Source organism: Winogradskyella sp. Asnod2-B02-A (assembly GCF_045063645.1).
GTDB lineage: Bacteria > Bacteroidota > Bacteroidia > Flavobacteriales > Flavobacteriaceae > Winogradskyella.
Map to the genome: position 1 here is coordinate 1,776,971 of NZ_JBEFOG010000027.1, position 12,720 is coordinate 1,789,690.

At 32.5% G+C, this 12,720-nt stretch carries 13 protein-coding genes; 12 read left to right on the forward strand and 1 reads right to left on the reverse strand.

What is annotated here, in order from left to right; genetic code table 11:
• Positions 1-57: 57 nt before the first annotated feature.
• The 5 genes from nfsB (ACJJVO_RS15635) to ACJJVO_RS15655 all read left to right on the forward strand — a co-directional run bounded on the left by nfsB (ACJJVO_RS15635) (position 58) and on the right by ACJJVO_RS15655 (position 4,579).
• Entirely contained in the window at positions 58-717 is a 660-nt protein-coding gene (gene nfsB, locus ACJJVO_RS15635; RefSeq protein ID WP_405575795.1) for an oxygen-insensitive NAD(P)H nitroreductase, read from the forward strand.
• 27 nt (positions 718-744) lie between these two features.
• Positions 745-1,584, forward strand: coding sequence for a DUF4437 domain-containing protein (locus ACJJVO_RS15640; protein WP_405575797.1), 840 nt, complete (start codon positions 745-747; stop codon positions 1,582-1,584).
• A 114-nt stretch (positions 1,585-1,698) separates the two neighbouring features.
• Positions 1,699-2,562, forward strand: coding sequence for an AraC family transcriptional regulator (locus tag ACJJVO_RS15645; RefSeq protein WP_405575798.1), 864 nt, complete (start codon positions 1,699-1,701; stop codon positions 2,560-2,562).
• 128 nt (positions 2,563-2,690) lie between these two features.
• Complete coding sequence (locus ACJJVO_RS15650; RefSeq protein ID WP_405575800.1) at positions 2,691-3,653, forward strand: 2OG-Fe(II) oxygenase; 963 nt, start codon at positions 2,691-2,693, stop codon at positions 3,651-3,653.
• 134 nt (positions 3,654-3,787) lie between these two features.
• Positions 3,788-4,579: an SDR family NAD(P)-dependent oxidoreductase gene (locus ACJJVO_RS15655; protein WP_405575802.1), complete on the forward strand. Its 792-nt coding sequence runs from the start codon at positions 3,788-3,790 to the stop codon at positions 4,577-4,579.
• 53 nt (positions 4,580-4,632) lie between these two features.
• Here the strand turns inward: ACJJVO_RS15655 and ACJJVO_RS15660 are convergent, their stop codons facing one another.
• The gene (locus tag ACJJVO_RS15660; protein WP_405575803.1) at positions 4,633-5,016 is read right to left on the reverse strand and encodes a winged helix-turn-helix transcriptional regulator; all 384 of its coding nucleotides are present in this window, start codon (positions 5,014-5,016) and stop codon (positions 4,633-4,635) included.
• A 225-nt stretch (positions 5,017-5,241) separates the two neighbouring features.
• Between ACJJVO_RS15660 and nfsB (ACJJVO_RS15665) the strand changes: the two genes are divergently transcribed.
• The 7 genes from nfsB (ACJJVO_RS15665) (at position 5,242) to ACJJVO_RS15695 (ending at position 12,717) form a co-directional block, all read left to right on the forward strand.
• Entirely contained in the window at positions 5,242-5,895 is a 654-nt protein-coding gene (gene nfsB, locus ACJJVO_RS15665; RefSeq protein WP_405575804.1) for an oxygen-insensitive NAD(P)H nitroreductase, read from the forward strand.
• 23 nt (positions 5,896-5,918) lie between these two features.
• Complete coding sequence (locus ACJJVO_RS15670) at positions 5,919-7,700, forward strand: alpha/beta fold hydrolase (RefSeq protein ID WP_405575806.1); 1,782 nt, start codon at positions 5,919-5,921, stop codon at positions 7,698-7,700.
• 29 nt (positions 7,701-7,729) lie between these two features.
• Entirely contained in the window at positions 7,730-8,353 is a 624-nt protein-coding gene (locus ACJJVO_RS15675) for a putative quinol monooxygenase (RefSeq protein WP_405575808.1), read from the forward strand.
• A 32-nt stretch (positions 8,354-8,385) separates the two neighbouring features.
• Positions 8,386-9,957 (forward strand): carboxymuconolactone decarboxylase family protein, encoded by a 1,572-nt coding sequence (locus ACJJVO_RS15680; RefSeq protein WP_405575810.1) that lies wholly within the window; start codon positions 8,386-8,388, stop codon positions 9,955-9,957.
• Positions 9,958-9,975: 18 nt separating this feature from the next.
• Entirely contained in the window at positions 9,976-10,914 is a 939-nt protein-coding gene (locus ACJJVO_RS15685; protein ID WP_405575811.1) for an NADP-dependent oxidoreductase, read from the forward strand.
• 478 nt (positions 10,915-11,392) lie between these two features.
• Complete coding sequence (locus ACJJVO_RS15690; protein WP_405575813.1) at positions 11,393-12,013, forward strand: MarC family protein; 621 nt, start codon at positions 11,393-11,395, stop codon at positions 12,011-12,013.
• Positions 12,014-12,120: 107 nt separating this feature from the next.
• Positions 12,121-12,717 (forward strand): NAD(P)H-dependent oxidoreductase, encoded by a 597-nt coding sequence (locus tag ACJJVO_RS15695; protein WP_405575815.1) that lies wholly within the window; start codon positions 12,121-12,123, stop codon positions 12,715-12,717.
• Positions 12,718-12,720 lie beyond the last annotated feature (3 nt).

Consider the following 12,720-nt stretch of genomic DNA (forward strand, 5'->3'; position numbering starts at 1 on the left):
AAGTGTGGGTATATACCTTTGTAGCGTAATTAAGAATCAACTCAAAAACATAAACAAATGAATTTATCTGAAACATTAAACTGGAGATACACAACTAAAGAATTTGACCCAACCAAAAAAATATCTGAAGCAGATATGGCAGAAGTCAAAAACTTATTAAGAATGAGCCCATCGAGTGTAAACTTGCAACCGTGGCATTTTATAGTTGCTGAAACTACAGAAGGCAAAGCACGTATGGCAAAAGGAACTCAAGGTTTCTTTCATTTTAATGAGCCTAAAATGACTAATGCTTCTGCAGTTGTTTTATTCTGTTCAAAAATTGATGCAGATGATAGTTATTTTCAGCACATTGCAGATACTGAAGATAAAAATGGAAGATTTCCAAATGAAGACATAAAAAACGGATTCCTAGGTGCAGTAAAAGCGTTTGCAGGGATTCATAAATACGATTTAAAAGATTTACAGCACTGGATGGAAAAACAAGTATACTTAAATATAGGAAGCTTTTTACTAGGTGTAGCGAGTTTAGGTATAGATGCAACTCCAATGGAAGGTATAGATGTAAAAGCATTAGATGAAGAATTTGGTTTAAGAGAAAAAGGTTTTACAGCTTTAGTTGCTGTTTCTATAGGATACAGAGCAGAATCTGATTTTAATTCCACAGATAAAACACCAAAATCTAGGTTGCCAGAAAGTGAATTATTCACTGAAATATAATTAGTATTTCTCTTGAAATTTAATGTCATGAAAAAATATATATTATTCGCATTAGCACTAGTAGCAGGTATTTTTGCAAAAGCGCAAACACCAACAACAGACGATATTAAGTCTGTAAACGAAGTAGTAACTGCAGATAATGTAGAATGGGGTTGGTTAAATCCGTTACGAGGCGATAAAAGTCCAGCTGCAGGAAAACTTTGGGGAGACAGAACCAAAAACGAACCAGCAGGTTTTTTAGTAAAATTCAATAAAGGGTTTTCTTCGCCACCACACATTCACAACATTACGTATCGTGGTGTGGTCATTAAAGGTTTATTGCATAATGATGATGAAAAAGCCGAAAAACAATGGCTACCAGCTGGATCTTATTGGCAGCAACCAGCAGGAGAAGCACATATTACTGCTGCAGATGGTGAAGAAAATATGGCATTTTTAGATATACAGGAAGGACCATATTTAGTACAACCAACAGACGAAGCTTTTGATAATGGGGAACGACCAATTAATGTAGATAAAACCAATTTAGTATGGTTAAACGCTAAGGATATAGAATGGGTTTCAGAAAAAAGTAATGTAGAAACTGCTTATTTATGGGGAAGCCATGAAAAAAATCAATTACGTGCAACACTTTTAAAACTACCAGCTGGTTTCAATGGGAAAATTAAAAATTTAAGTCCAAATTTTAGAGCAGTTGTAATTTCTGGTGGAATTTCACACCAGTTTTCTAAAAAAGAAGATAAAATGGAATTAAACGCACCATCATATTTCGGAGCAGAAGAAAATGCAACTTCAATCATTTCAGCAGAAAAAGAAACAGTGCTTTATATTAGAAGTAATGGGAATTATAAAGTGATTTCAAAATAAATATTGAATTAAGAAAATAGTTGAATCCCTAATTATTGATTAATAGCAAGAAGAAGTCACCATGTTGTGGCTTCTTCTATTTTAAATATTTAGTACCTTTAAAAAAAGATTTACATGCCAAGAACGATTATCGAAAATATTGTCATTGCGCAATACAAAGACCAAACATTTTTTGAATTTTGTAAATACACAACCATTCGTTTTTTCGAAATTCTTTATTTTGAAAAAGGTACAGGAACCATAAAAATTAATGGTAAAACGGTAAATTACACACCAAATAGTGTCTTTGTTTTTATTCCAGATGATATTTATATCGTTAATGCCGAATCGGCTACAACTACAGTAGCTATAAAGTTTTTAAAGAGTTTTTTTAGAAAAACAAGTTCGCAAAACTCGACTCTTCCAGTAAACGATTGGTTTCGTAAAATTGAGGAAATTCTAAATAGCGAAAGTCACGAACTACGTGAAATGCAATTCGAAACCGATGCAGACAGATCGCATTTAGTATCCTTAATTAATATGGTGGCTACCGAATATTTAAACAAACAATCTTTCGATATTTTTATTATTGAAAATTCATTGTCTGTTATTTTGCATCTTATTGCTAGAAATATTCAGTTTATAAATACTTCAGATTCGGTAAAGGAAGTAAAGTCTTCAAAAATTCAACAAATCATCAATTATATTCATTCTAATATTTATAATTCAGACGTATTATCTACTAAAAGTTTAGCAGAAGAATTTCATATGGCAGATAATTACATCAGTGAATATTTTAAAAAACATACCGATGTGTCGTTAAAAAAATACATTATCAACTACAAATTAAAACTTGTTGAGACTAGATTGAAGTATACCGATTTACAATATTCTGAAATTGCTGCAGAACTCGGTTTTACAGATTCTAGTCATTTAAACAAAACCTTTCAAGCCTATAAAGGCACAAGTTTAAGTGCTTTTAAAGCGAGTTTGAACTAGTTTTTAGCTTAGTTTTTTATAAGAAACCTCTTTTTTTACTAATACCACTTTGTTTTCTACCAAATAAAATGGTGGTGTCTAAAATATCTTTGTATTGTAAATAATTTATTATTAAGAAAAAATAAATCATGAAAACAATAACAAATACAAATGCACTAGAACAAGCACGTGCACTTACACAACCAACTCGTGAAGCTTCATTAAAACGTGAACCTTCTGTATCTCATTTTTGGAATAGCAACAGAAAATTATTGGAAGAAGCATGGGCAACATGGGAAATGGAAAACAAAGACAATTTACTAATTCCTGATGAATCGCTGCTTGATCCAAAATTGCGAAAAGCAATAAATGACGCTTGGGAAAACCCAGAAAAAGAAAATGCTGTTGCCGATTTATGGGAAGAAATTATTCCAGGTGTTTATGTAGCACAATTTTTTGATATAGAACGCTTAGCGGAATTCCGTAAGTATTTAGAAGATGCAGTAAATTCTGAAATTCCTAAGCGTGCACCTTATGGCATACAATTAAATCGTTATGGAATGATGTTAGATGAGCGTTCTGAAGGTCATTTAGCTGCACCAAGTTTCCAAGCCTTTTATAACGACATGATGGATCGTTATATGCGTCCAATTGCACGTTTATTGCTTGGTACTTATGGTTACGATAACCAAACTTTTGGTTTTTCAATTCAATATAATCCAGATAAGGATAAAGATTTACATGCACACACAGATGCTTCAGCAGCTACTTTAAATATTAATATTAACTTACCTGATGAAGTATTTTCAGGATCTGAAGTTGATTTTTATGATAAAGCTTCAGGAAATACAGTGCAAACCATTTTTGAACCAGGAAAAGCAATCCTGCACAGAGGTAATGTGCCACATGCTACACATCCAATTACTAGCGGACAACGTAGTAACCTGGTAGTTTGGTTATACGGAGATCAAATGCAAATTCCTCGTGGTAGCACTAGTAGCTACGGAAATATCAGTAGTAACACAATCAAAGATGTTGCACTAGAAAGCGTTACAGCGCGCCAACGTTGGAGCTTACCAGATGGACCAAAAGATACAGCTGCACCGTTTTAAAAAGAATAAAAAATAGAATACATTGCAATAAAAGCAGAATGTCAGTTCGAGTGATTTTTCTTCAGAAGAATTTCTGAAGAAAAATAGTATCGAGAACTTCTCTCTAATTGACATTTCAATAAAACACAACAAAAATGAAAACCATATTAATCACAGGAAGTACAGACGGTATAGGAAAACTTACTGCTCTAAAACTTGCCAAAGAAGGGCATGAAGTATATGTTCATGGTAGAAGCAAAGCTAAAGTAGACAGTGTTATTGCCGAAATTAAAAATGCTTCAAACAACGAAAATATAAAAGGATTTGTTGCCGATTTTTCAGATTTAAATGCTGTAAAACAACTAGCAGCACAAATTAAAAATGAAGTATCAAGTTTAGATATTTTAATTAATAATGCAGGAATACTTAAAACGTCTTCGGAAAAAACAAAGGAGGGATTAGATATTAGAATGTCCGTTAACTATTTAGCGCCTTATATTTTAACGGAGTCTATTTTGCCTCTTTTAGAAAAAGGTTCAGAAACCAGAATTGTCAATTTAAGTTCTGCCGCACAGTCTACGGTTCAAAAAGGGGTATTAACAGGTGATGCTACTGTAAATGATAGCGAAAGCTATGCACAAAGTAAATTAGCATTAACCATGTGGAGTTTTTATTTTGCTAAGCAACACCCTAATATCACTACAATTGCTGTAAATCCAGGTTCATTATTAAATACAAAAATGGCGAAAGAAGCTTATGGACAACATTGGTCACCAGCAGAAAAAGGTGTAGATATCCTTTATGATTTAGCCATGTCTGAGGCAAATAAAAACGAGTCCGGTAAGTATTTTGATAATGATAAAGGTGGCTTTAGTAATGCACACCCAGATGCTTATGATGATAGTAAAGTTGAACAATTATTAAGTATTACCAAAAGTATCATATAAGTTTATTTAATTCGGTATAGAAAAGGGAGCCTATTGGTTGCCTTTTCTTATTTCTATTCTTCAAATAAAAATTCCCCTTTTGTTTCTGCTGCGTGTAATCCCCAATCAACAATTAGGTTTAGAATTGGAACTAATGTTTGTCCAAACGCTGTAAGTGTATATTCTACTTTTAAAGGTGGTTTTTTGGTAAACACTTTTCTGTTTACCATACCATCCGCTTCTAATTGTTTTAACTGTAAACTCAACGTACGCTCAGTAATACCAGGGATTTCCTTGCGTAATTCATTATACCGTTTTTTGTCGCCTATTAAATGGGTTAGTATAACACTCTTCCATTTACCACCAATCAATTCCATTGCTGCGCTCGTTGGGCAGTAAGATATTTTATCGTTGATTTTAATTTTTGGTTTCTTTTCAAACAGTTCTTTTCTGTCCATTTCTTAAATATTAAATATCTGACAAAGATATAAAGCTTTACTATAGTATGCAACTATACTTTTTATAGTAAAATATTATGTATTTAAATAATTGATATTCAATTAACTAAATGTTATTTTATATACTATACTTATTGACCGTTATTGACACGTATCAACTCTATATTTATATTTGTACTATAATTTTGATAGTATTAATAATCAACAGGTTAAAAAAATAATAAAATGAATCTAACAGAAATATTAAACAACCGCTACTCAGCAAAAGAATTTGATGCCACTAAGAAAATATCAGATTCTGATTTTCAACAAATAAAAGATGTATTGCGTTTAAGTCCTTCTAGTGTAAACCTACAACCTTGGCATTTTTTAATCGCAGATACTCAAGAAGGTAAAGAGCGAATTGTAAAAGGGACACAAGGGTTTTTCAAATTCAACACACCAAAAGTTTTAGACGCATCTCACGTAATTGTTATTGCAGCTCGCACAGATGCAGACGAAGACTATATGAATAGCATTTTGGAGCAAGAAGACCAAGATAGTCGCTTTGCAGCACAAGAGTTTAAAGATCAAATGCACGGTGGTCGTATGTTATTTGCAAACATTCACCGCTACGACCTTAAAGATTTACCACACTGGATGGAAAAGCAAGTGTATTTAAATATGGGCGCACTTCTATTAGGTGCAGCTGCCTTAGGTATTGATGCTTGCCCAATGGAAGGTGTTGATGTAAAAGCCTTAGATGAAGAGTTTGGCTTACGTGAAAAAGGCTTCACCGCTCTAGCGGTTGTGTCTTTAGGTTATAGAAAAGACAGTGACTTTAATGCAAAATTACCGAAATCTAGATTTCCTGAAGAAACAGTTATTACTCAGTTATAATCAAATTTAAAACTCTAGAAACTATGAAGAAGCTTTTAAAAATAATTGGAGGAATTATTGGAATATTAGTGATTGCTGTAGCGATCATATATTTCTTCTTTCCAAAAGTGTTGGTAGATCAAACTAATGCAAGTTATGCTAGTGCTGCAAACTTGGAAAAGAAAACGGTAGAAGTAAATGGATACACCGTACATTTTTATGAAAGTGAAGGGAAAGGTGATAAGCCAGACTTTATTCTTGTTCACGGTATGGGAGATGATAAAAGTAGCTTTTTACAAACTGCAAAATTCTTATCTAATGAGTATCATTTAATTCTTCCTGATTTGGCTGGACACGGCGATAATGAAAGAAAAGAAGGACTTGATTATTCGATAGACGGTCAAGCAACTTTTCTGAAGTCCTTTTTAGAAAAACTTGGTGTAAATCAATTTAACCTTGTAGGTAACTCAATGGGCGGACATACTGCTGCAGCATATGCTATTAAATATCCTAATGACCTTACCAATCTGATCTTACTAGATGCTGCGGGTATTAAAATAGATGACCATGTGGTTTACAGCGGTTTTGGTAAAGAAATTGAGAATAAAGAAGAGCTGAATGCGGTGCTTTCACGTGTGTTTTACAAAGTACCGGATCTACCAGGTCCAATAGCAGATTATATGATTGAAACGGTTAACAACAGTAAAGACTTTGTTGATGGTTCTTTAATTCCTGCAATTAAAAACGGAAAATATTTCAATCTTAAAGATGATGTACAATCTATAAAAGCACCCACATTAGTCTTGCAAGGTAGACACGATGAAGTGGTAAAGTTTAATGTGGCAGAGTACTACAGAGATCATATACCCAATGCGAAGTTAGTCGTTATTGAAAACGCATCGCACTCTCCACAATTAGAAGTTCCGGAAGAAGTAGCCAATGATATTAAAAAATTCATTTCTAAGACTAAATATATTATGAAAACAAACACAAAAATTATTCACGCAGCTATCGTACAATATCACCGTTGGTATCTTTTTTATGAACGTGATATTGAAAATAAACAGCGACTAGAAAATCAGTTAGAAATTTTAGCAGATGATATAAAAATGAAATCTGCAGCTGGAGAAATGCAAGGCAAAGAAAATTATCCTGAAAGATTAAAAGTTTATAAAGGATGGAAGAATGCGCATCATATTCAAAATATAGAAGTTAATAAATTAGAGAACGGTTCTATTAATTTAGAAGCTGATATTATATATCAAAATTTAAAGTCAGACGGTTCTAATGATAGTTATCCTTTGCATTACAGCACATTTTTAAAAGAGGTTCCTGGTGCGCTTTTACCTGTATTTACAGAAATCAATATTAAGCCTACTAGCGAGATTAAAGATCCAACGTTTGAGGATGCGTATCCAGAAAACCGAATGTTATCTCTTATGCACTATTGGCTCTTAAATATGGAACAGTTAGATGGTAATGTTGCGCCTTTCAAAGAGGTATTAGCAGATGGATTTAAACTTAATTTTTCAACAAATAGCGAACCTATTGTCACCATAGAGCAATTAGAACAATGGTTAAACGGAACGCCAAAACAATTGAAGGAAAGCAGTCATTTTCCGGAGAACTTTACTGTAAATGTAATTTCAGAAAACGAATATGAAGTCAAGGTAGATTTTGTTTGGAAAGGGATAACAAAAGAGGGACAAAAATTAACAGCAACTACTTCTCACCATTGGATTGTAAAGGATAATAAAAATGACAGGTTTGCAAAAATAAAAGAGGTTACAATCATTCAAAAAGTACCACTTACTCCATTAAAATAAAAGGTACTTCAATTTTAAAGAACATTATTATGAAAAGTACAATAGTAAAATTTACAGCAAAACCAGAACACAAAGACACGTTTGCAGCAACGCTTAAAGAAGCACAAGCAGCAACCCAAAAAGAGACTGGTAATAAAGAGATTAGAGTATTTGTATCTAAAGCAGAAGACAATGTGTTTTTTGTTTACGAACGTTGGGCAGACAAAGCTGCTATTAAATCTCACGATAACGAACCACATACCAAGAAGTTAATGGAAGTAGGACAGACCGCCTTACAGTCGGCTCCTGATTTCTACTTTTTAGGCGATACAAATCCGCTTCCAGACCATTCTAAATCTGCAAATCCTGAAGATGAAGTATTCATTATTTTCTTCATTTTTAAACTAAAAACTGAATTTAGAGAAGCACTTCTTGATCAGTTTGAAGATCACATTACCCACACAAGAAAAGAGGAAGAAGGCAACATCCTTTTTGATTTATATACAGTAGATAATCAAGAAAATACCCTAGCAGTTTACGAGCATTGGAGAAAAGAATCTGATGTTTGGGACATTCACTTTAATCAACCTTATGCAGTAAAAACAGGCAAACTAATGGAAGATGCTGTCATTGGTGATTTAAAGCAGTATATGAATTTCGTTAGAGAAATTTAAAAGATAACCCAACTTTATAAAGAATAAATATTATGAAAAAGGAATTGATTTTATTATTCACTTTAGTTTTAGCTTACTCCAGTAATGCGCAAAACACAAAAGAAGACAACTATAAAACAGGCGTAAAAATTGTAAACGAGGTTAATGGAGAAGGCGCTGCAAAAGGATTAGAAGCAGCTTTTAAAAGTGTCTCTCCAGATATGGCAGATTATATTATTCGCTATGGTTTTGGAGAAATTTATAACAGAAAAGGCATAGATTTTAAAACCAAAGAATTATTAATAATAGCTAGTCTTACTACACAAGCTAATGCGAAATCGCAATTAAAATCACATATAAAGGCTGCCTTAAATTTAGGTGTTACGCCAAATGAGATTTCAGAAACTATGATTTTATTAAGCTTGTATACGGGCTTTCCTGCTGCAAATAATGGCATTTTTACTTTAAAGGAAGTTTTAGAAGAAACAAACTATATGGCATCTAAACACATAAATACAACACAACAATTAGTTAAAAACTGGGAGTTAGATGGCTTTTCTATGCCTGAGTCTATTGTGGCATCACCAACAGAGAATTGGTTATATGTTTCTAACGTAAATCAAAATAACAAAGGGTATATAAGTAGAATTTCAAAGGACGGAAAAGTTGATAATTATAAATGGGTAACTGGTTTAAATTCGCCAGCAGGTTTAGCATTTTATCAAGACAAATTATACGTTGGCGATGGTAAGGAGCTACATATTATCAATGTTAAAAATGGTAAAGTCGTAAATAGCATTACTTCTCCAGATGTTGTGTCATTAAATGATGTCGTGGTTTCTAAAAACGGACAAGTTTTTATCTCTGATATAGCAAGTGGTAAAATTTTCACATTAGTAAATAACAAATTAGAGGTTTGGTTTCAATCCCCAGAAATTAAGCATCCAAACGGACTTTATCTTCAAAATGAAGACTTAGTTATTGCAAATTTTGGTGAAGAATTGACTTTAGAAATTTCACCAGATAAGTTTGGCAGTCTATATAAAGTTAACCTAAAAGATAAAACGATAACACGGTTTAAAAGCAGTTATCAACTAGGAGCTTTAGACGGTTTAACTGCTGTTAATGATGGATTTTTAGTAACAGGAGGTACGGTTAGTGATTTGTTTTTTATAAATGAAAATACGCGACAATTAATTGGAAACTTCCCGAAAGGTTTAGCAGATATTACTATAGAAAACAATGTGTTATTTACTCCGGTTCTATTTAATAATTCAATAGCATCTTACACACTTCCATCAACGATTAGTGAAGCTATACCTGTAGATGAAAATTGGAAAAGAATAAACACAAAAGAAGAATATTTAAAGATAGCTGCCGATAATTTTTATGGTGACAAAGACGGGCAATCTGTTGCTACTCACGACGGACAAATATTTGGAGTTTTTGGAGGTAAAGTATTGACAGGTACTTGGGATTGGAAAAATAATTTCTTCACCAGAACAAGTAAAATCGGAGATATGGATTTAGGGTATGATGAACTTGTAATTGAAGTTACAGATACCAAAATGCGCTTAACACTTAAGCAAGGTAAGGGAATGACCATTGTCTACAATAAAAAATAATTTAAAAATAGAAACTCTATGAAAGCAATAGTATTAGAAAAAGCAGGAGGACCAGAAAACCTTCATTTAGCAGAATTAGCAAAACCAAGCATAAAAGATAACGAAGTATTAGTAGCGGTAAAGGCTATTTCATTAAACCCGGCAGACGTAAAACCAAAGTATCAAGATAAGATGCTGAATATGATGTACGGTGAAAAACGACCTGTTATTTTAGGCTGGGACATAGCGGGAACAGTTACTGAAGTTGGTGCTAATGTTACCAATTTTAAAGTAGGCGACAAGGTCTTTGGTATGGTGAATTTTCCTGGTGTAGGTAACGCTTACGCGGAATTTGTTGCTGCACCAGAAGCACATTTAGCTATAATACCAGGCAACGTCTCTTTTGAAGAAGCTGCAGCCACAACGTTAGCAGCTCTAACTGCACTGCAAATCTTAGAAGGAAGAATTAATAAAGGTGATAAAGTACTAATACAAGCAGGTTCTGGTGGTGTTGGTCATTTTGCTATTCAAATAGCAAAAGCAATGGGAGCTTTTGTAAACACAACTGCTTCGGCAAAAAATAGTAATTTTGTAAAGTCTATTGGAGCAGATAATGCAATTGATTATCATACTCAAAAGTTTGAAGAAATTCTATTTGATATCGACTTTGTGTTAGACACACAAGGTGGTGAAGTATTAGAAAATTCCGTAAAAGTTTTAAAAAGCGGTGGTACAGCCTACACAACAGTAGGTATGGACTTAGATGACTTAAAAGCATCAGCTAAAAAGGAGAACAAAACCGTTTCAGACATTTTAGTACACTCTAGTGCTGAAGATATGAACACCTTAAAAGGAATGTTAGAAAACGGTAGCATTAAACCAAACATTTACAAAACGTTTGCTTTTGAAGATATGGCTGCTGCCCATACCGAAGTAGAAAAAGGAAGAACAGTGGGTAAAGTAATCGTTACGCTATAAAAATTACTGTTCCAGCATAGGTACACTAAACGAAATAATCATAATATATAACAATATTACTTCTTGTCCTAATATAAAAAATGACTTGTAAAAAATAGTAAACCATACGTTACGACCAGCCGTACCTAAATTAAAATTACACGAAGAATGAAGTACAATATGCACTGCCTATAAAAAACGATTCCGGAAAGTATTTTGATAACGATAAAGGAGATAAAAAGGTTATTTTACACCAGCGCATCCAGATGCTTATGATATTTCAAAAATCACTAATTTGTTAAGTGTAACCAATAAGTTATTAGGATATTAGACTTTGTTATTTGGAATTTTAAATAAGTTTCGTCAAATTTCGTATCTTTTAAAGTGTCTTAAAAAAAGCACTATTTTTCAGTCTTAAAACAATTTAAAAAAAAACAAAATTACTTTAAAGATAAAGAAGTAGTTTTGCGTTTTTTTTTAAATTAAAATTTTCCACTAAATGGATAACTTAATTACATTTTCAATTACAGTATTTACTGCTTTTTTTGCTATAACTAACCCTATATCAAATATGACGGTTTTTGTGTCTTTAACACAAGGTGCAGATGCGAAAACCAAGCATGATATAAACAAAAGATCAAATCTGATAGCATTTGTGATTGTCGCCGTTTTTGTGCTTCTTGGTAAGTATATTTTCGAATTATTTAATATCAGTATTCCTGCGTTTAAGATTACAGGTGGTATTTTGATATTTTTCATTGGTTTTGATATGCTACAGTCTAAAACGTCTAATGTAAAAAGTCTTAATGATGTACATGTAGATGAAAACATTGCTGTTTCCCCTTTAGCTATTCCAATTTTAGCAGGACCAGGAACCATTGTTACTGCAATGAATTTTGTAGCGAATGTAGAAACTATTCATATTATTTTGGTGATTCTAATTTTTGGATCAATGAGTTTAATTACCTATTTTACTTTTAAATTAAGTGATTTAATTGTAAAAATAGTGGGCCATAATGTCATTTCTGTAATCGGAAAAATCATGGGATTAATCATTGCTATTATTGGAACAGGTATGATTATTACAGGTATTAAATTATCTTTTAATTTAATGGCTTAGGCTAAAATTACTTAAAAAAAAACAAGAACTTAATCACATAAGTTTAGACTATAAGCGATTAAAATTAATTTTATAATCGCTTATTTATTTATAGCTAATTTAGTCCTATGAAAAAAATACTTATTCTGTTTTCGCATCCTAAATTTGAAAAATCTAGGGTTAACCAAGCTTTAATTAATCATATTAAAGATAAGGATCATGTGACCATTCAGGATTTGTATGAGGAATATCCCGATTTTCATATTGATGTAGTTAAGGAGAAGGAATTACTAAGTCAACATGATATTATCATTTGGCATCATCCTTTTTACTGGTATAGTTGTCCGTCTATTATGAAACAATGGATGGATATGGTGTTAGAGTTTAATTGGGCTTATGGTCCAGAAGGTAATGCATTACAAAATAAAACATGTTTAAATGTTATTACAACTGGAGGTTCTAGAGAAGTCTATTGCTCAGAAGGTTATAACAGCTTTACTATTAGACAATTTTTAAGACCCTTTGAGCAAACAGCAATTTTGTGTGGTATGACTTATTTTCCGCCTTTTGCTGTTATGGGAACCCATACATTATCTGATGAAGACTTAAACGATTATAAAAATAACTACGGAAAACTAATCGACTTATTACAAGCTGATTTATCTATTAATGATTTTGATAACAAATCGTTTTTAAACGATATTCCTCAACTTAAAGCAACTTAAACT

Bases quoted from the DNA above. Each gene is read 5' to 3' on its own strand.
- nfsB (WP_405575795.1), top strand. From the start codon at position 58: ATGAATTTATCTGAAACATTAAACTGGAGATACACAACTAAAGAATTT.
- ACJJVO_RS15640 (WP_405575797.1), top strand. From the start codon at position 745: ATGAAAAAATATATATTATTCGCATTAGCACTAGTAGCAGGTATTTTT.
- ACJJVO_RS15645 (WP_405575798.1), top strand. From the start codon at position 1,699: ATGCCAAGAACGATTATCGAAAATATTGTCATTGCGCAATACAAAGAC.
- ACJJVO_RS15650 (WP_405575800.1), top strand. From the start codon at position 2,691: ATGAAAACAATAACAAATACAAATGCACTAGAACAAGCACGTGCACTT.
- ACJJVO_RS15655 (WP_405575802.1), top strand. From the start codon at position 3,788: ATGAAAACCATATTAATCACAGGAAGTACAGACGGTATAGGAAAACTT.
- ACJJVO_RS15660 (WP_405575803.1), bottom strand. From the start codon at position 5,016: ATGGACAGAAAAGAACTGTTTGAAAAGAAACCAAAAATTAAAATCAAC.
- nfsB (WP_405575804.1), top strand. From the start codon at position 5,242: ATGAATCTAACAGAAATATTAAACAACCGCTACTCAGCAAAAGAATTT.
- ACJJVO_RS15670 (WP_405575806.1), top strand. From the start codon at position 5,919: ATGAAGAAGCTTTTAAAAATAATTGGAGGAATTATTGGAATATTAGTG.
- ACJJVO_RS15675 (WP_405575808.1), top strand. From the start codon at position 7,730: ATGAAAAGTACAATAGTAAAATTTACAGCAAAACCAGAACACAAAGAC.
- ACJJVO_RS15680 (WP_405575810.1), top strand. From the start codon at position 8,386: ATGAAAAAGGAATTGATTTTATTATTCACTTTAGTTTTAGCTTACTCC.
- ACJJVO_RS15685 (WP_405575811.1), top strand. From the start codon at position 9,976: ATGAAAGCAATAGTATTAGAAAAAGCAGGAGGACCAGAAAACCTTCAT.
- ACJJVO_RS15690 (WP_405575813.1), top strand. From the start codon at position 11,393: ATGGATAACTTAATTACATTTTCAATTACAGTATTTACTGCTTTTTTT.
- ACJJVO_RS15695 (WP_405575815.1), top strand. From the start codon at position 12,121: ATGAAAAAAATACTTATTCTGTTTTCGCATCCTAAATTTGAAAAATCT.